The organism is Gilliamella sp. wkB18, assembly GCF_001690875.1.
Taxonomy (GTDB): Bacteria; Pseudomonadota; Gammaproteobacteria; order Enterobacterales; family Orbaceae; genus Gilliamella; species Gilliamella apicola_A.
Map to the genome: position 1 here is coordinate 21332 of NZ_LZHM01000083.1, position 19853 is coordinate 41184.

A 19853-nucleotide genomic window follows, 5' to 3' on the forward strand; every position below is an offset into this window, starting at 1 on the left:
AACAAGATTCACATTGTGCCATGTTACACTTGGAAGAGGTTGCACTAACCTCTTGCTTGTCGAAGATTTGTCTCTGCACAACTAAATATCACTACATTCATTTATCCTAGCCCAATTTCTATTTTTTATTAACTAATTGCCACATTTTACGTGTAATTAGTAACGTGTTATTGGTGAGAAAATACGATATTTAGTTTCGTCATCAATATAAAAAATTAGCTAATCAAAAATTAATTATAGCAATTTTTAGGCTTAATAAATCAAATGGAATCTTTTAAAAATTATTTAGATAGAATTTGTTATTAATTTGTTTATATTGTATTAATACATTTGTATTTATTTTTTGACTTTGATTTAACCGTTATGATTTGGCGAAAATGATTTTATTTTTAGAAATAGAATTAATATGATAATCAATATATTAATCGTGATTAGCATATTACAACGATGAATTTTCTTCTAATGTAATATCATATTTAGTAGAAAAATATGATAAGATTAAATAGAAAGTGTATCGATATTAAAAATATGCTTAAAATAGAAAAAAGAAATTCTATTTTATGATTAATAAATAAAAAAGCATGTTATGAACCATCATTTTGTCTATTTAAATTTATGATAAATTGTTATGGTAGTATTGATTTCAAAAATTCAAAGTATTTCAGTATCTTTCATTTACTAATAGCCAACTTATTGCATATGATATTTTTAATCATTAGCGATTGAAATTTTTGTTTAGATAATTAAAAATTTTGCAAAATGCTGTAATATTTTGGATATTATTTATATTAGCATTTTAAGTAATTATAGGTATTAAAAATGAATTCATATTTGCTTCTTTTTTTTGCAATTATTTGTGAAGTTATCGCAACTTCTTCATTGAAATTATCTAATGGTTTTACCAATCTTGTTTTCTCGATTATAACCATTATCGGTTATAGCGCTTCATTTTATATTCTTTCTTTAGCATTAAAAACAATTCCAGTAGGTATCGCTTATGCAATTTGGTCAGGAATTGGTATCGTTCTTATTAGTTTAATAGCTTGGATTTTCTTAAAACAAAGTTTGGATTTAGCTGCAATGATTGGCATGGGATTCATTATGTTTGGTGTTATTATAATAAATCTGTTTTCTAAGGTCTCAGGGCATTAAAATTACTTATTGAGAGAGTGCTCTGTAAATCTGTTCAATAATGTAAATTTCTAAAAATAGAAAAGTAATTATTCAACACTCGTTCATTTATTTTATAGACAACTTGCATGGTTTAGTTGACATTTTTAGTACTCTCTAAGCGGTGTGGTAACATAAACAAACTAACCCCAAAAAATGAATCAAAAATTAAAGTGAAGTAAAATAAAATTAGTTATATCAACCTTTTCATGTTAAATAATACCAAAAAGAGTTTTAAATAATTTTCAACGCTACCTATATACAAAAACTATATTAATTATAAAAATAAGTTTACTTACTTTTTATAAATCCTATTTATTAAGTTTCTTTTTTATAGAATAATTTGCCTTAAAATAATCATTGCTTTCCATATAAAATAGTTAACATTTTTGTAAGTAACCGTATAAAAATAAATATATTTGGTTCATCGAAAACTTTAAAAGTTATCAAATAACACATCATCATTAATAAGAATGATAATATTAAAGTAATAATTCTGTATGATAAAATGTTTTAAGTGATGTGAACGTTGAAGCATTAAAATTTTTATGCTTATCTTGAATGGTTGCATATATCGCTATATTATATATCCACTTAAAAAGACTTTAACCACCAAAATTATAAATTTAGTCCTCATGTTAATTAATGCCAAAGATATTCTCGAAAAACTAAACCCTCATAATAAAATCAATTATGATTCTGTGTTAAAAGATGTGATTGCCGATTGGCAATTGAAAGAAGTTCGTCCTAAATTATTGATTCATAGCTGCTGTGCGCCGTGTAGTACTTATGTTTTAGAATATTTAGCTCAATATGCTGATATTACGATCTATTTTGCTAATTCAAATATTCATCCTCGTGTTGAATATGAGCATCGTAGCGTGGTACAGCAAAAATTTATCGCCGACTTTAACGAAAAAACAGGCAATAATGTGCAATTTTTAGAGGCGCCTTATCAGCCAGCAGAATTTATTAAACAAGTTGGTCATTTGCGTGATGAGCCCGAAGGTGGCGAGCGTTGCCATATCTGTTACAAAATGCGTTTAGATTTAGCAGCCATTAAAGCTCAAGAGTTGGGATTCGATTATTTTGCTAGTGCATTAACGCTTAGCCCTAAAAAAAATAGCCAAAAGATAAATGAACTTGGATTTGAAATCCAAGAGATTTTTTCAGTGAATTATTTACCTTCTGATTTTAAAAAGAATAATGGTTATAAACGCTCAATTGAACTTTGTAAAGAATACGATGTATATCGACAATGCTATTGTGGTTGTATTTTTGCTGCCAAAGCACAAGGTGTCGATTTGAAAAGTGTGATAGCTATTGCTAAACAAGGATTAGAGAAAGACCTTTAAGCATAAAGATACATTAAAATCATGGTAGGTTTATTTATGAACACGCAATTCTCAAAAATTATTCAATAGTTATATCTATAATTTATATTATTATAATTCATTAGATTAGCTATAAGTTATGTGTTTGCAATGAGGGGTATTAGCATATTGTCAATTTATCAATTAAAACCAAAATTTCAAGCAATCCTTAGGCCTTATGCTAATTTTCTTTATAAGGCCAATATTACCGCCAATCAGGTAACATTAACCGCCTGTTTTGGTTCAATTTTGATTGCTTTAGTTGTTGGCGCATTAGTTACGTACCAATGGATTTTTTTCCTTGTTCCAATATGGATGTTTATTCGTATGGCACTCAATGCTATTGATGGCATATTAGCAAAAGAATATAACCAACAAACAAATTTGGGTGCTTATTTAAATGAAATTTGTGATGTTGTGTCAGATAGTGCATTATTATTTATTTTTACGACAATAGATGTCGTGAATAATGATTTAGTCATTTTGGTGATTTTATTGTCATTATTAACAGAATATAGTGGCGTGTTAGGTATTATGGTCGGTGTTTCACGGCGGTATGACGGCCCAATGGGAAAAAGCGATCGAGCGTTTGCTTTTGGGGCTATAAGTCTAGCCATTGCAACTTATTTATTACCTTTAAATTGGATCAATATATTATTATCTATAATCAGTATTTTGCTAATTTATACCATTATTAATAGAATTCGAAAAGGGATTTTAGACGCTCAAAAATCATAAGGAGAAAATATGCGTCAACAGCAACAAAAAACATTTATTAGCCATGATAGCTGCCAATTATTTTATCGTTATTGGCCAGCAGTTGACAGTGATAGCAATACTAAACCTTCGCGAGCAATTGTTCTTTTTCATCGTGGTCATGAACACTCTGGGCGAGTAGCACATCTTGCTGACGAATTAAATCTACCCGATTATCATATCTTTGCTTGGGATGCACGAGGTAACGGTCAATCTGAAGGTGAGCGAGGTGATGCTCCTGATTTTGCAACTTTAATTAAAGATGCAAACTGTTTTATTGAACATATTATAGATGGCTATGATATAAACCCAGAAGATATTGCTGTTATAGCCCAAAGTGTGGGTGCGGTTATCGCTTCAGCATGGGTACATGATTATGTGCCAAATATTCGTGCTTTAGTACTTGGCTCGCCAGCTTTTGACATAAAATTGTATGTGCCATTAGCTGTGCCAAGTTTAAAATTACTGTATAACTTGAAAGGTAACTTTTTTGTTAATAGCTATGTAAAACCTAATTTGTTGACACATGATGCTGATCGAGTACAATCTTTCACAGAAGATCCGTTAATAACACGACCAATATCAGTACGCTTACTTTTGGATTTATATGCAGTGTCGGATCGTATTGTTAAAGATGCAAATGCGATAACTGTACCAACACAGTTGTTAGTTTCAGGTTCAGATTATGTTGTCAAGCGCAAACAACAAAAACTGTTTTACAATAATTTAGGTACAGAACAAAAAGAGTTTCATATATTACCTGGATTTTATCATGACACTTTTGGTGAAAAAGACCGTAAATTAGCAATTGATTATGCAAGACGATTTATTATTGGTTGTTTTGCTAACCAACCATGTGTTCCATTATTAACTAATGCTGATTTGATAGGATACACAAGGCAAGAGGCCGACAATTTAACATTGCCGCCATCAGGTTTGATTAAGACTTTATACTGGCGATTTATTAAAGCTAATTTAAAATATGCTAGTAAACTCTCAGATGGAATCAAGTTAGGATTTAATACAGGATTTGATTCGGGAAGCACACTTGATTACGTTTATCGTAATGAACCATCAGGAACATCAAAACTTGGACATTTTTTGGATTATATTTATCTTCAATCGATTGGTTGGCGAGGAATTAGACAGCGTAAAGTGCATCTTGAAGAACTATTAAAATTAGCCATCGATAAGTTACATGCGCAGAACTATTCTGTGGATATTGTTGATATAGCCGCAGGGCACGGGCGTTATATTTTAGAAACAGTTAATCAAATTTCTAACAAGCCTAATTCTGTATTATTACGAGATTACAGCGATATTAATGTACAAAAGGGTAGAGCGTTAATAGAAGAAAAAGGCTTAACGGATATAGTGCGTTTTGAAAAAGGGGATGCTTTTAATCGACAGCAATTAGCCCAATTGTCACCTACCACCACATTAGCTGTTGTTTCTGGGTTGTATGAGCTGTTTAGCGATAATCAGATGTTACGTGATTCTCTAGCAGGGCTTGCTGAGTCTGTGCCTGAAGGAGGATATTTAATTTATACCAACCAGCCATGGCATCCACAGTTAGAGCTTATAGCAAGGATACTAACATCTCATCGTGATGGAAAACCATGGATTATGAGAAGACGTACTCAACTTGAAATGGATCAATTAGTTGCATCGGCAGGTTTTAGAAAAATAACCATGCGTATTGATAAATGGGGAATTTTTACCGTATCACTTGCGCAACGAATTAAATAATTAATAATGATTAGCGTAAAATGGCGGTTTAATAAGTTTATTGCTTATAAATCAATATGGCTAATTAGTTTGGTCGCATTCTTTTTTACTAGCTATAATTTTGCTAACTGGTTTACTTCTACACGTAACGATGTAGGTCGTATTGTTTTTGAATGGGAACGTTTAATCCCTTTATGGCCTTGGTCCATCATACCTTATTGGTCGATAGACCTTATGTATGGGCTTGCAATTTTGCTGGCTTGTTCTTATCAAACACTAAAAATCCTCTGTTTTCGTCTTTTATCTGCTCAGATTATTTGTATAACCTGTTTTTTGATCTTCCCGCTCAAATTTTCTTTTGAACGACCTGCATTAGATGGATTATCGGGGATATTATTTGATATCTTAATGGGGTTTGATAAACCCTTTAATCAAGCACCATCACTTCACATTACCTTATTGGTTATTTTGTGGCAATTTTACGCCAGTTATTTTCGAGGAATTTGGCGTTATATGTTGAATATTTTGTGCTTATTGATCGGCTTATCAGTATTAACCACTTGGCAACATCATTTTTTTGATATTCCGACAGGGCTTTGGGTGGGGTGCTTTTGTATCTGGTTATGGCCAGACAATCATTTATCGCCAATAAAAATTGATCAGTTACCTAAACAATATGTGTGGGGTAGCATCTATTTTTTACTGTTTTTATTCTCGTTTTGTTCTGCTATCTATTTTTCTTCTTGGGCATTATGGTTATTATGGGTTTCAGGTGCATTTTTACTAGTATCTCTAAATTATTTATTATTTGGCGTGGTCGGTTTTCAAAAACAGGATAATGGGCACTTTAATTTGGTCGTTACTATTTTATATTTGCCTTATTTTATTATTATGTGGATTAATTCACGGGTATGGACATTTAAAAATAATCCAATGGATTTAATTGCTGATAATGTTTATTTAGGTCGCATACCATCTAATAAGATATTGCTAGGAAATCAATTTACTTTTATTGTAGATCTTTGTGCTGAATTACCGATAACCCAATTTAATAGCCATTATAAACTGATCCCTGTATTGGATATGACACCACTCAATATTGAAAAATGTCAACAAACAGCCGAAACTATTGAAAAGTTTAATAAGCAGGGTAAATTATTAGTCTGTTGTGCTTTGGGGTATTCGCGCAGTGCTACAGCTATTATTGCTTGGTTAGTGTTGACTAAAAGAGTATCAAGTATAGATGAAGCAATAGCTAAGGTAAAAACATGCCGGAGTAATACGGTTATTACCACTAAGCAACGGTTAATATTATCTGAATGGTTTTCACAAATAGTAAAAAGGGAATTGACATGTTAAATCATGATGAATACAAAATAGTAACAGTGTCTCAAACATCACTGGTGACATTTTGTAGCTTATTGGCTATTAGCTTACCAATTGGCCTATTTTCACTACTATTAACCATTATAGCCTTATGCTTTGGTTTAATAACAAATGGGATAATTAATGGGCCTTTATCATTAACTATTTTTTATTTTATGGCCTTTATTATTGGCTTAATTAACCTCTATTACTTCTTGCGTATCCAATTTGACAAGCGGTTGTTTGATTATCTAGTAACCTGTAACGAACAACTAACTAATACACTAATAGAATTAGATAATGCGTTAGTAACCTTTCATTTAATTAAATCTGACCAGTTACCAACAAGAACCATTACAGCACGTCAACAAGGTACATTAAGGTTGTTTAAGCAACAAATTATTGTGCTTGTAATACAAATCATATTGTTAATAAACGCATGGGTTAGTAGTATTATTCAAGTTTGTTAATAAACTTGATAATAAAATAGCTTTATATTAAACAATAAATAATAAGAGGAAAATAATAAATAATGTTTAATTATCAAAGTGATATTTTGTTGTTATTTAGCGGTATTGCTATTTTTCTTATGATTGCATCAACTATTGGTTGGCTGCTAAAAAGGCGTTTTAATAGTCCAAATAGTGTAATTGATAATCTCAATACTCGCATAAACGCATGGTGGGTAATGGTGGCAATTATCAGTGTTGCGTTTTTGATAGGGAAATTAGCTGTGATTTTTCTGTTCTTTGTGATATCAGGTATTGCATTACGTGAATTTTTAATTTTAACCTCTGTCAATCGTTATGATTTTTATGCATTGATATTTGCTTATTGTATTGCTTTACCAGTGCAATACATTTTAGTGGTTATGTCATGGTATGAGTTGTTTAGTATCTTTATTCCTGTTTATGGTTTTTTATTATTAGCAATTTTAGCAGCAATAACAGGGTCAACGGATAATTTTTTAGCACGAACTGCTGAAGTGCAATGGGGGTTAATGATTACAGTTTATAGCATTTCTTGTGTACCAGCAATATTAATATTACCTATTGATAATTATGAAGATCGTAATCTTTTGTTAATTGCTTATTTGGTATTAGTTGTTGAACTATCTGATGTGTTGCAATACGTGTTTGGTAAGTTGTTTGGTAAACGCAAAATTAGCCCTAATCTATCACCATCTAAAACCATTGAAGGATTTATTGGTGGAATATTATCAGCAAGTTTAATAGGTGCTTGTTTATTTTGGTTAACCCCTTTTAGCTTTATACAAGCGGGCTTAATTTCACTTATGCTTACGTTGCTGGGGTTTCTGGGGGGATTGGTTATGTCAGCCATTAAACGTGATAGAGGTGTAAAAGATTGGGGAAAGCTAATCGGTGGTCATGGTGGTGTACTTGATCGTTTTGATTCTATCTGTTTTGCTGCGCCTATCTTTTTTCATGTTGTCCGTTATTTTTGGATATAGGGCTTCTATAATATTTAACTAACTGTAATTTTAATAATTTACAAAAATGAAATAGTATAAAAATTTACATGTAAAAAAGAGAAAAACAATTTAATTTATGATATAAATACAGGCATTGTATTAATATTAAGATATAAAGAAGGATATATAATATGTTAAAAGAGCAAATGGTAGTAAAAAATTCAACGGGCTTACATGCTCGCCCAGTTACAACACTAGTTAAATTAGCTGGTCGCTATAAATCTTCAATTGAGCTTGTTTATAATGATAAAGCAATTAAATTAAAAAGTATGATGGGTTTACTTGGTGCAGGCGTTAAAGGTGGTTCAACTGTAGAAATCATCTGTGATGGTGAAGATGAACAAGCAGCAATGGACGAAATCCGTGAATTATTTGCAACTGGTTTTGGTGAATAATTAACTTAGTTAATATAAGTTAGCTTAAAATATTTTAATAATCCCGTCGATTTTAATCGACGGGATTTTTTAAAGGGCATAACTAAATACTTTTAAGTAGACCTGTTTAAAAAGATTTTAACTTAATCTTTAATTATTGAACTTAATTCTTTATGATCAATTGATGGCAATAATGTAGTAAAACCTTTAGTTAGATAAATTAGATAGAAGAACCCAATTGCTAACCAAATTAAACCAACAATCATTGCTGTCGCATCAAGGCTTGTCCACAACCACAATGAAAGTAAAACGCCAATTGTAGGTAATAGTCCATATTTAAATAGCATTGATATTGTTTTTGAGCTTCCTTTTCCTAAATAGCTTTTAATAACACATAAATTGACAAAAGTAAAAGCCACTAATGCACCAAAACTTATCATTGAAACCACTAAACTAAGATCTAGTACTAATGACAGCAATGAAAAACAGGCAACAAAGATAATCGATAAATAAGGTGTTCTAAAGCGTGGGTGAATTTTATAAAAAATCTGTTTAGGTAGCACCCCTTCACGTCCCATTGCATAGAATATCCGTGATACACTGGTTTGTGCAGTCATTGCTGAAGCAAACACCCCCGTTAAATAAGCCGCTTGGAAAAAGTTATACATAAATTCACTACCTAAATGGCTAATAATACCAACTTGACGAACTACTGCTAAACTTGCGGTATCTTTATTATCAACAAAATCAGTCCAAGAAGGATAAGCCAAATGTGCACAATAAGAAACAACTAAAAAGATACATCCAGCAATGAGTACTGTCCATATAATTGCTTTTGGTAGTGATTTTTGGGCATCATTAGATTCTTCAGCTAATGTAGCAATAGCATCAAAGCCTAAAAAAGCAAGGCATAATATTGCTGCACCAGATAGTAATCCACTAAAATCTTTTGGATTGACTAATAGAGGTTTCATCATAGAATCAGGGGTCAAATTGACACTGGTAAATGTCAAAAAGATAAATAATCCGATAAAAATTACTTGGACAATGATCAAAGTGAAATTAACCGAATTAATTAATTTAATTCCTAAATAATTTAAAAAGCTAACACTAATTAAAGACCCCAATACAAAAAAAGGTGCAGGAATACTAGGAAATGCTTCATTAAGATAAATACCTAGTACCAAATAATTTAATATTGGTAAAAATAGGTAATCAAGAATTTGTGCCCAACCCACCAAAAATCCAACTTTTCCACCAAAAGTGCGTTGTACATAGGAATAAGCAGAACCAGCAATAGGTAGCTTATTTGCCATACGACAATAGCTTAAGGCTGTAAAAAAGATCATCGCAAGGGTGATAATATAGGCTATAGGCAAGTGTCCATTACTGGCAACAGTGACTTCCCCATAAGTGGTAAAGATTCCCAAAGGAACCATATAAGCTAAACCAAATGCAATTAATGCAGGTGTGGTTAAAACTCGTTTCATTTTTATTGCGGACATGACTACTTTGCTCCTCTGTCCCAAAAAACAATAAAAAACTACTAAGTATAGTTTTGCCTTTTTACCCGCTTAAAGCGGCAGGGAATTCTGCCATATTATAATAATTATGCAAGCTAATTTTAATTATATTGACATTAAATTATGCAAATTATTTAATATGAACTAATTATAATCAACTCCTAATAAAGTAAAATTTTTTCCACTAATTCAATATCGATTTATATTTGATGTTTTAAAATAAATAATATTTTAGGAAAAAATTAGAGCTATAAAACAGTAAATCTAGTTTTAAGGTAAAAGGGAAATCAAAAAATGAAAAAAATTATTTTTTATTAATTATTTGTTTAGTTTTGACAAATTGTAATAAAGCACTATTAGAAAAAATATTAAATAATATTGAAGAAAATTCTATTAAAACTATCAAGTTAACTGATTATACTGATTTAAAATGGGATGAGTTGTGGTTAATAAGTGGCAATATCGGCAGATATTATTTAAAGTTTATGCGTGATCAAGCTATTGATGTCAAAAAAGTTCAATATTTTGATACCAATACTGATTTTGGACTATAATCAGTAACATTCTGACACGATCGTGTATGTCTATAATAAAAAAGTTGTTTATTATGAGTTTCCTCCAGATAACAGAGATAGAGAGTTTTATACATTAGCTCCCGTTGTACCATATGCACTTCTTGACTTCAAATTACCATTGGGACAAATCATTATTCTTTCAAATAAAAATTCTGAATGTGAAGTAAACCACAAAGAATTAATTCCTCTTAAACCGATTAAAATATATGAAAATATGGATACAAAATTAAGATGTAGGGATAATTTAAGAAATTACTATAAATAACATGAAAAATTCCTATAGTTTCTCTTTATTTAAAAATGACATCAAACTAGGAAATTTTTATTTGCTGTTATTGATATGATTTTTGTTTTTACTTAAACACATTGCGTTCCTGAAACTTTTTAACAAAAATGCGCTATCTTTGTTTATTTAGGTAAACTGTGTGATAACCATTATATTAATCAAAAATTCACAAAATTGCCTATCCACAAACGAATAGAAAATCCCAAAATTTGAACTGAGATATAGCATTATCAATAATTATTTAGCGATTCACAAGACAGAAAACAAAAGCTTTAGCGATTTCGGGAAAAACACATTATGCGTTTTAATTTTCATATTTGTGATCCAAATCTATTATTTGTCATACAAAATAAATGTCGGCATAAATAAATTATTGTATATTTAATGTGCGAAATAATGCAAAAATTAAGTTATTTTTGATAGTTATCAATAATAAAGAGGCTATATTTATGCTGTCAATCCTTGTTTTATCGGTTGATTTAATCAGTGAAGTTACGAATCACAAATCATCTATCATTAATTTAATGGCTGAAACTGGCCAACCTTATTTAAATAGATGTTAAAAGTTTTTTTGAAGATGTGATGGCTCATGAGTAACAAATGGAAATAGATGTGTTGCCAAATATTGCATTGGCTCATGCTAAAAGTATAGTGGTTGCTGGTCTGTTAGGCATGATAAATGGCATAGATTCGCTTGTCGCATTTAGTGGTTTAGTAGCTTTAGGGGGAATGACTAAGGGACCATATGGTGTGTGATTGATATGTTTATCGAAGCATTGATTATTGCTATTATTTTACATTTCATAAAAACGAAAGCGGTGGAAACAGAAAAAGCAATTGAAGTTGATTAAAGCTTGGATAATTATTTATGCTACACCACTAATAATTGTTGGTGTAGCAATTTGACATAAAAAAATTTAAATTTTAAATTACATCATTTTGATAAACCGTTTTACCGCCAACAATAGTTGTTAACACATTAACGTTTTGGATATCATTAGTTGGTATGGTAAATGGGTTGCGATCTAAAATAATTAAATCAGCAAATTTACCTTTTTCAATTGAACCAATATATTCATCTTGTTTTAATACATATGCAGCATTGATAGTGGCACTACGTAATACTTCGGTAATGGTTAAATTACGATCACTATCTAATTGCGGATGATCAGCATCAATTTGTCGGGTCATGGCAATTTGGAAATCATACCACTCATTTAACGGATCAATTGGCCAATCACTCCCAAATGCGCAAGTTACACCTGCATCTATATATTGTCCATGAGCTTCTAAACCGTTATAACGCTCTGGACCAAATAACGTTTTATATTGTTCGATCATTGCCGAACTACAACCAGCCCACTGGAAAGAAAATACTACGCAAGCGTTTAATTGTTTATATCTGGCAAACTGGTGTGCTGCGCTTAGTTCGTTATGTGCAGTGCTTGGACGGATATCAGCATTAGGTAAGGCTTTTCGCATTTTTTCAATAGCATCAAGTACCACTTCAATTGCCCCTTCACCTACAGTATGCATATGTGGATGAAAACCTGCTTTTGCAGATTCAAGTATTAATGCATCTAACATTTCAGTGGAATAATAAAGATCTCCGTAACGATCTTTTTCGTCTTCTAATTGATATGGTTTAAGTAATCGTGCAGTCATCAAAGGTGCTTGCATTACGCCATCTACAAATAACTTAGTATGTGATATTTTAATGCCTGGTTTAGGTTGCCAGTTTTTATCATCATAACGAGCGGCAAACTGTTTTACTTTCTCAATGACATTTGGAATATCGGCGATTGATGACACATCATCAGGTGGCAATTCTCGAGCCCCAAACAAACGGATAGAAAGTGTATCTTGTTGCTGTAGTCTTAAAAAGGCATCTGCTTGAGTTTCAGTAATTCGAGCATCCATAACGGCAGTAACGCCCTGTTTATTTAATTCTGCTTGCGATAATTTTGCAATATTAAGTGCTTGTTCATCGGTGAGTTTAGATATGCTGTCAAATGCACGCATGGCTGGGGCATCTTCTAATATACCATTTAATTCGCCGTCATCAGTACGACCAATTTTACCATCAGTTGGCTCTGGCGAGTTTCTATCTAGCCCAAATTTTTCTAAAGCAATGCTATTGGCAACTAATGTATGACAGTCATTTGAAAATAAAATAACAGGGCGTTTTGTATTGAGCCTATCAAGGTCAAAGCGTGTAATATCGGTACCGATAGGTAACACCTCTTGTCGTAACCAACCACGAACTTGCAACCAGTGATTATCATCGCTTATAGAATCTTTATCTAAATATTGTTGTATAATGGCTAAGGTTTCATCAATAGTTAAGCTTTGATAATTCAAATTACATGAAGATAGTTGCATTCCTCCCCAAAAAGTATGCAAATGCGAATCAATGATGCCAGGCATCATGGTTTTACCTTTTAAATCATTAATTATTGTTTGATTATCAATATAATTACTGCTATTTATTTCTTGCGAAGTTCCTGTTGCAATAATATAGCCATTTTTAATCGCTACAGCCTCACAAACACTGTTTTGTTTATCTGCTGTATAAATATAGCCATTAATATAAATAACATCAGCTTTAACCATTATGAGTGATTCCTTAAATAAACATCAAAAATGAAAGGTGAACGATAGCAGATTTATAAAAAATTTGTCAAATGTAATAATTTTCTTTATTGTGTGTCGAGATTATGCTACAAATAAACTAGATTAGTTACAGCGTCACAAGGTGAGCAGATGAAGTATCAACAATTAGAAAACCTTGAATGCGGTTGGAAGTGGCATTATTTAGTAAAAAGGCATCTAGAAGGTGAGTTAATTACTCGTTATATTGAAAAAAGCGCTGCTGAGCATGCCGTAAATGAATTAATGCAATTAGAACATAATCCAACGAATGTCGTTGATTGGATAAAAGCGCATTTAAACCCTGATTTAGATAATCGTATGAAACAAACTATTCGGGCTAAACGGAAACGACATTTTAATGCAGAACAACAATATACTCGAAAAAAATCCATTGATTTGGAATTTTTAGTCTGGCAACGATTGGCTAATTTGGCGAAACGCCGAGGATGCACGTTGTCACAAACCATTACGCAACTGATTGAAGATGCTGAGCAGAAAGAGCAATATGCAACAAAAGTATCAACAATTAAAGACGATTTACTGTCAATTCTTAATGTGAAACTGGACGGTAAATAACTAAAACAACAGGATAAATAGGTTTAATTATGGGAAAATCCCTTGTTATTGTGGAATCGCCAGCCAAAGCAAAAACGATTAATAAATATCTTGGTAAAGATTTCGTGGTTAAATCAAGTGTAGGTCATATTCGCGATCTACCTGTGAGTGGTAGCAGCCAACGAGCTGAAAAAACCGCAAAAGAAACAAAAAATAAAACCGAGAAAAAAGTTAAACGTTCCGAAAAACAAGCCTTAGTCGATCGCATGAGCGTTGACCCATATAACGGTTGGAAAGCACATTACGAAATTCTACCTGGCAAAGAGCGGGTTGTGTCTGACCTGAAAAAACTGGCTAAAGATGCTGACATGATCTATCTCGCAACCGATTTGGATAGAGAAGGGGAGGCCATTGCATGGCATCTTAAAGATGTGATAGGTGGTGAAGATAGCAAGTATCGTCGTGTTGTTTTTAACGAAATTACCAAAACGGCCATCAAAAATGCTTTTAATGAACCGTCGATGCTTGATATGGATAGGGTTAACGCCCAGCAAGCACGTCGATTTATGGATCGAGTCGTTGGCTTTATGCTATCGCCATTACTTTGGAAAAAGGTTGCTAGAGGCTTATCAGCAGGTCGTGTACAATCTGTTGCAGTACGTCTTGTTGTTGAACGTGAACGTGAAATTCATGCTTTTATTCCTGAAGAATACTGGGATCTGTTTGCTGATTTGAAGACGGCTAAAAATGAACCATTAAGTTTACAAGTCACTCATTATAAAAACGAAGCATTCGAACCTAAAGATAAAGTTGCCATTGATATTGCGCTAGCTGAACTTAGTAAAAGCCAATATCAAGTAACTAATATTGAAGAAAAGCCAACTAAAAGTAATCCAACAGCACCTTTTATTACCTCGACTTTACAGCAGGCAGCAAGTACTCGTCTTGGTTTTGGTGTTAAAAAAACCATGATGTTGGCTCAAAGATTATATGAAGCAGGTTACATTACCTATATGCGTACTGATTCGACCAATTTAAGTCAGGATGCACTAGTGATGGTACGTGATTATATCGGTAAAAATTTTGGCGATAAATATCTACCAAAATCGGCTAATGTATACAGTAGTAAAAAGAACTCGCAAGAAGCACATGAAGCGATTCGCCCATCAGATGTTACAATCTTAGCTGATAATCTTAGTGATGTTGAAGCTGATGCCGCTAAATTATACCAACTAATTTGGCGCCAATTTGTAGCTTGCCAAATGACATCGGCTGAATATAACTCAACAACAATTACGGTTAATTCAGGTGATTTTACTTTAAAAGCCAAAGGTCGGACATTGCGTTTTGATGGTTGGACTAAAGTACAGCCACAACTAGCCAAAAATAATGAAGATAAAATATTACCATCACTATCGATAAACGATCTGCTTGATTTAATTAACTTAAATCCAAATCAGCATTTTACCAAACCGCCGGCAAGATATAACGAAGCATCTCTTGTTAAAGAGCTTGAAAGGCGAGAAATTGGGCGACCATCGACTTATGCAACCATTATTTCGACAATTCAAGATCGTGGTTATGTACGTTTAGATAATCGTCGGTTTTATGCTGAAAAAATTGGTGAAATTGTTACCGATAGACTTAGTGAAAACTTCAATGACCTAATGAGTTATGATTTTACAGCACGTATGGAACATGCTCTGGATGAAATTGCTCATAAAAAACAAGAATGGCGAGAAGTGCTTGATCAGTTTTTTAGTGATTTTAGTCAGCATCTTGAGGTTGCTGAACAGGCGCCAGATAAAGGGGGAATGAAGCTTAATCCATTGGTGCTAACACCTGAAATTAAATGTCCAAATTGTGGGCGTGAAATGGGTATTAAGACTGCCGGTACTGGTGTGTTTTTAGCTTGTTCAGGCTATGCGTTGCCACCTAAGGAACGTTGTAAGCAAACTATTAACTTAATTCCTGAGCACGAAACATTAAATATTCTAGAAGAAGCTGAAACAGCAGAAACCGATGCCTTAAGAGCACGTAAACGTTGTCCAAAATGTCACACAGCTATGGATAGTTATCTGCTTGATAATGAACGAAAACTACATATCTGTGGCAATAACCCAATTTGTGATGGTTTTATTGTGGAAAAAGGTAACTTTAAGGTTAAAAGTTACGAAGGACCAATTATTGAGTGCGAAAAATGTGGTTCAGAAATGCATTTAAAATCAGGGCGATTTGGTCTATATATGGGCTGTACTAATCCTGATTGTAAAAATACGCGTAAGATCTTAAAAAATGGTGATGTTGCACCACCAAAAGAAGACCCAGTTGATCTACCTGAACTAAAATGCACCAAGTCAGATGCACATTTTGTATTACGTGACGGTGCTGCGGGTATCTTTTTGGCGGCGCATAACTTTCCAAAATCAAGAGAAACACGTGCTCCTTTGATTGAAGAGTTACAACGTTTTAAAGATCGTTTGCCGGAAAAATTTGTTTATTTAACTGAGGCTCCAAATAAAGATCCTAATGGAAATCCATCAATTGTCCGTTTTAGTCGTAAAAACAAACAACAATATGTTACTTCTGAAGTTAATGGAAAATCCACAGGATGGGTGATGCAATACGTAGATGGTAAATGGGTTAATGGTAAAAAGTAGGTAAGAGCCTTTAAATTTTGTTAAAAAGTTTCAGGAAAGTATGCTTTTCAGTATAAAAACGATTTTATTTTGTGCTGACATGTAAAATCTTACCTTCTAAATTCTCCCTTTTAAAGCATTATTAAAAGAGAGAAAAGCATACAGTTAAAGGAGCTTTTGTGTAATATGAAATTGCAGCAATTACGTTATATTGTTGAGGTCGCAAATAACGACCTCAATGTATCGCTAACATCCGAAAAACTGTATACTTCTCAACCGGGTATAAGCAAACAAATAAAATTATTAGAAGACGAGCTTGGCGTTCAGATATTTACTCGAGTGGGTAAGCATCTTTCTCAAATCACACCTGTTGGTGAAAAAATTATTGCTCTTGCTCGAGAAATCCTCAATAAGTCCAATGATATTAAGATTATCGCCAAAGAATTTAGCCAACCTAATCAAGGTTCATTAACGATCGCAACTACCTATACTCAAGCACGTTATACCTTGCCAGTTGTGATCCAACAATTTATGCTGCAATACCCAAGTATTACTTTGCATATGGAGCAAGGCTCATCCCTACAATCTATTTTACAAACTCAAGCAGGCCTGGCTGAATTTGCTATTGTGACCGATATCTCACAGCTTAGCGATGATATGATTGCCTTACCTTGTTATCACTGGAACCAAGCTGTGATTGTGATGAAAGAACACCCGCTTGCCAAAAGTAAATTAATTTCGATTGAAGAGCTTTCAAAATATCCGTTAGTTAGTTATGATTTTTCTAATGATGGTTCAGATTTAAATCAAGCTTTCTTGCGTGCTAACCAATCGCCTAATATTGTTTTTAGCACAACGGATGCCGAGTTAATTAAAACTTATGTTAAATTAGGCATTGGCGTTGGTATTGTAGCAAAAATGGCCGTGTTCAATGCTTCAGATGATGATTTAGTTGTACTTAATGCTGGGCATATTTTTCCTTACAGCACGACCTATATTGTTTTTTCTCGCTCATTATATTTACGCAGTTATATGTATGATTTTATCAGTCAGTTTTCGCCTCATTTGAATCGACAAACAGTTGACAAAATTATGTTATGTGAAAACACTTCCGAAGTATTAACGATGTTTAACGGGGTAAAATTACCGGTTTACTAATTTATTCTATCTTTTTTATAAGAATAAAAAATTGAAACAAAGTGCGACACAACTCGCACTTTGGATGGATTATAACTATTCATGTCTAGCTTTTAAAATACCAATGACATCTTGTAAAGACAGATTTTGGTCTTGGAGTAAAACTAATAAATGATAAATTAAATCGGCAGATTCATTTTTTAGTTCCTCGCGGTCATTAACTGTTGCTGCAAGGGCTGTTTCAACGCCTTCTTCTCCCACTTTTTGGGCTATGCGTTTAGTGCCGTCATGATACAGTTTTGCGGTATATGATGACTGAGGATCGACATTTTTACGCCCAGCAATTATCTGCTCTAATTCAAACAAAAATCCCCATTGGGTTTTAGTCGAAGCAAAACAACTTGTTGAACCGGTATGGCAAGTTGGACCAACTGGATCAACTAAAATCAATAACGTATCATTATCACAATCAGTTGAAATACTCACAACATTAAGAAAATTGCCAGAAGTTTCGCCTTTTGTCCAAAGGCGCTGTTTGGTTCGTGAATAAAAAGTGACTTTGCCGCTATTTTGTGTTTGTGCTAACGCTTCTTGATTCATATAGCCAAGCATTAACACATCGCCCGAAACATAATGCTGAATAATGACTGGCATTAAATTATCCACTTTTTGCCAATCCAGTTGTTGTAAATCTAATTGGGTATTGCAATTTTGCGTTAACATAATCGAATATTTACTCCATGTTGTGCCAAATATTGTTTAAGTTCACCAATATTAATAATTTGTTTATGAAAAACTGAGGCAGCTAATGCTCCATCAACTTGTGCTTCATTAAATACCTGTAAAAAATGCTCAATAGTACCAGCACCGCCAGAAGCAATCAGTGGCACGTTGCATACTTCTCGAACGGCGTTTAGTTGAATAATATCATATCCATTACGAACGCCGTCTTGGTTCATCATATTAAGCACAATTTCACCTGCACCACGTTTTTGTACCTCCTGTACCCAGTCGAGAGTGTTCCATTTTGTGGCAACGGTACGTTTTTCGTCACCAGTAAATTGATAAACATGATAATTGTTTGACTGTTTGTCATACCAGCTATCAATGCCAACTACAATGCACTGTACTCCGTAGCGATCTGCAAGCCTTGTAATTAAACTAGGATCAGCAAGGCCAGGGGAGTTAATCGAAATTTTATCGGCCCCAAAGGTTAATATTTGACCTGCATCTTCCACCGTTTTAATACCACCAGCAACACAAAAAGGAATATCAATTACTTCGGCAACTTTTGCGATCCAACTTTTATCGACAACACGACCGTCAGATGAAGCGGTAATATCATAAAAAACGAGCTCATCTGCACCTTCTTCAGCATATCTTTTTGCTAAGGGGACTATGTCTCCAATAATTTCATGATGGCGAAATTGTATACCTTTAACCACTTGTCCATCGCGAACATCTAAACAGGGGATTATTCTTTTAGCCAACATGAAATTGCCTCCTGAACGGTAAATTTTTCTTCAAGTAAAGCTCGCCCAACAATGACACTTTTAACACCGCTGTCTTTCAGTGCTTTGACATCACTCAATTGACCAATTCCTCCAGACGCTTGAAAAGCAATCTGTGGGTATTTATGACTAATTTCCTGATACAACTGAACGTTTGAGCCACTGAGAGTGCCATCTTTAGAAATATCTGTACACAATACATGTCTTAAGCCATAGGGAAGGTAATCATCAATCACTTGTTCTAGTGTCTGACAGGAATCTTCTTGCCACCCATGAATAGCGACATATTTATTTCCTTGGTTGTTAATGCGGACATCAAGAGCCAATACTAGCCTTTGTGCACCATATTTTGAAAACCACTGTTTGACCAATTCGGGTTGCTTAATAGCTGTCGAACCAATTACTATGCGAGCCGCGCCGGCAGATAGCAATGATTGTATATCTTTTTCAGTACGAATTCCTCCACCGACTTGAACCGGTATTTGCACGCCATTAATCAGAGTTTGTATTAGCGAAATTTGGCGTTTTTGGGGATCTTTCGCACCTGTTAAATCAACAAGATGTAACAGTTTAGCACCTTGTTTTTCATAATCCTGTAAGCGTAAAAGTGGATCGTTGCCATAATCACGTTTTTGCTCATAATCACCTTGATGTAATCGCACAACAGAACCATCGATTAAATCAAGTGCAGGAATGATTGTTGGAAAAGCTATCATA

The 19853-nt window shown here is 33.4% G+C and carries 18 protein-coding genes; 13 read left to right on the forward strand and 5 right to left on the reverse strand.

The window, feature by feature from the left end:
• Positions 1-819: 819 nt before the first annotated feature.
• From A9G48_RS08990 to A9G48_RS09025, 8 genes are all read left to right on the forward strand, one after another.
• Positions 820-1152 carry a DMT family transporter gene (locus A9G48_RS08990; RefSeq protein WP_034945887.1) on the forward strand — a complete coding sequence of 111 codons (333 nt, stop codon included), beginning with the start codon at positions 820-822 and terminating at the stop codon, positions 1150-1152.
• Positions 1153-1805: 653 nt separating this feature from the next.
• Positions 1806-2525, forward strand: a complete 720-nt coding sequence (locus tag A9G48_RS08995; RefSeq protein ID WP_034946235.1) for an epoxyqueuosine reductase QueH — start codon at positions 1806-1808, stop codon at positions 2523-2525.
• A 144-nt stretch (positions 2526-2669) separates the two neighbouring features.
• A complete protein-coding gene (locus A9G48_RS09000; protein ID WP_034946232.1) occupies positions 2670-3281 on the forward strand; it encodes a CDP-alcohol phosphatidyltransferase family protein in 612 nt (203 codons plus the stop codon).
• 9 nt (positions 3282-3290) lie between these two features.
• Positions 3291-5048, forward strand: coding sequence for a bifunctional alpha/beta hydrolase/class I SAM-dependent methyltransferase (locus A9G48_RS09005; RefSeq protein ID WP_034945884.1), 1758 nt, complete (start codon positions 3291-3293; stop codon positions 5046-5048).
• A gap of 6 nt (positions 5049-5054) precedes the next feature.
• The gene (locus tag A9G48_RS09010) at positions 5055-6386 is read left to right on the forward strand and encodes a phosphatase PAP2/dual specificity phosphatase family protein (protein WP_051825222.1); all 1332 of its coding nucleotides are present in this window, start codon (positions 5055-5057) and stop codon (positions 6384-6386) included.
• Positions 6380-6862 carry a hypothetical protein gene (locus tag A9G48_RS09015; RefSeq protein ID WP_034945882.1) on the forward strand — a complete coding sequence of 161 codons (483 nt, stop codon included), beginning with the start codon at positions 6380-6382 and terminating at the stop codon, positions 6860-6862. Before A9G48_RS09010 ends, A9G48_RS09015 begins: the two co-directional genes overlap by 7 nt.
• Before the next feature lie 62 nt (positions 6863-6924).
• Positions 6925-7863 (forward strand): phosphatidate cytidylyltransferase, encoded by a 939-nt coding sequence (locus A9G48_RS09020; protein ID WP_034945880.1) that lies wholly within the window; start codon positions 6925-6927, stop codon positions 7861-7863.
• Between the two features lie 152 nt (positions 7864-8015).
• The gene (locus tag A9G48_RS09025; protein WP_034913021.1) at positions 8016-8279 is read left to right on the forward strand and encodes an HPr family phosphocarrier protein; all 264 of its coding nucleotides are present in this window, start codon (positions 8016-8018) and stop codon (positions 8277-8279) included.
• A 122-nt stretch (positions 8280-8401) separates the two neighbouring features.
• Here the strand turns inward: A9G48_RS09025 and A9G48_RS09030 are convergent, their stop codons facing one another.
• Positions 8402-9763 (reverse strand): APC family permease, encoded by a 1362-nt coding sequence (locus A9G48_RS09030; RefSeq protein WP_034945878.1) that lies wholly within the window; start codon positions 9761-9763, stop codon positions 8402-8404.
• Between the two features lie 350 nt (positions 9764-10113).
• Here A9G48_RS09030 and A9G48_RS09035 point away from each other — a divergent pair, with 350 nt between their 5' ends.
• The gene (locus A9G48_RS09035) at positions 10114-10335 is read left to right on the forward strand and encodes a hypothetical protein (RefSeq protein ID WP_065576089.1); all 222 of its coding nucleotides are present in this window, start codon (positions 10114-10116) and stop codon (positions 10333-10335) included.
• Positions 10336-11242: 907 nt separating this feature from the next.
• A complete protein-coding gene (locus A9G48_RS11675; protein WP_155268323.1) occupies positions 11243-11398 on the forward strand; it encodes a hypothetical protein in 156 nt (51 codons plus the stop codon).
• A 168-nt stretch (positions 11399-11566) separates the two neighbouring features.
• Here A9G48_RS11675 and A9G48_RS09045 read toward each other — a convergent pair whose 3' ends face one another.
• Complete coding sequence (locus A9G48_RS09045) at positions 11567-13255, reverse strand: amidohydrolase (protein ID WP_034945875.1); 1689 nt, start codon at positions 13253-13255, stop codon at positions 11567-11569.
• Between the two features lie 150 nt (positions 13256-13405).
• Between A9G48_RS09045 and matP the strand changes: the two genes are divergently transcribed.
• The 3 genes from matP (at position 13406) to cysB (ending at position 17646) form a co-directional block, all read left to right on the forward strand.
• Positions 13406-13870 (forward strand): macrodomain Ter protein MatP, encoded by a 465-nt coding sequence (gene matP, locus A9G48_RS09050; RefSeq protein ID WP_065568516.1) that lies wholly within the window; start codon positions 13406-13408, stop codon positions 13868-13870.
• A 29-nt stretch (positions 13871-13899) separates the two neighbouring features.
• Positions 13900-16509 carry a type I DNA topoisomerase gene (gene topA / locus A9G48_RS09055; RefSeq protein WP_065576090.1) on the forward strand — a complete coding sequence of 870 codons (2610 nt, stop codon included), beginning with the start codon at positions 13900-13902 and terminating at the stop codon, positions 16507-16509.
• A gap of 165 nt (positions 16510-16674) precedes the next feature.
• The gene (cysB, locus tag A9G48_RS09060; RefSeq protein ID WP_034945872.1) at positions 16675-17646 is read left to right on the forward strand and encodes an HTH-type transcriptional regulator CysB; all 972 of its coding nucleotides are present in this window, start codon (positions 16675-16677) and stop codon (positions 17644-17646) included.
• A 75-nt stretch (positions 17647-17721) separates the two neighbouring features.
• Here the strand turns inward: cysB and hisIE are convergent, their stop codons facing one another.
• From hisIE to hisA, 3 genes are read right to left on the reverse strand one after another with little or no spacing between them, the layout of a single operon-like run.
• The gene (gene hisIE / locus A9G48_RS09065) at positions 17722-18348 is read right to left on the reverse strand and encodes a bifunctional phosphoribosyl-AMP cyclohydrolase/phosphoribosyl-ATP diphosphatase HisIE (RefSeq protein WP_065576091.1); all 627 of its coding nucleotides are present in this window, start codon (positions 18346-18348) and stop codon (positions 17722-17724) included.
• The gene (hisF, locus tag A9G48_RS09070; protein WP_065576092.1) at positions 18342-19118 is read right to left on the reverse strand and encodes an imidazole glycerol phosphate synthase subunit HisF; all 777 of its coding nucleotides are present in this window, start codon (positions 19116-19118) and stop codon (positions 18342-18344) included. Before hisF ends, hisIE begins: the two co-directional genes overlap by 7 nt.
• Positions 19100-19852 (reverse strand): 1-(5-phosphoribosyl)-5-[(5-phosphoribosylamino)methylideneamino]imidazole-4-carboxamide isomerase, encoded by a 753-nt coding sequence (gene hisA / locus A9G48_RS09075; RefSeq protein WP_065576093.1) that lies wholly within the window; start codon positions 19850-19852, stop codon positions 19100-19102. Before hisA ends, hisF begins: the two co-directional genes overlap by 19 nt.
• Position 19853: the final 1 nt, after the last annotated feature.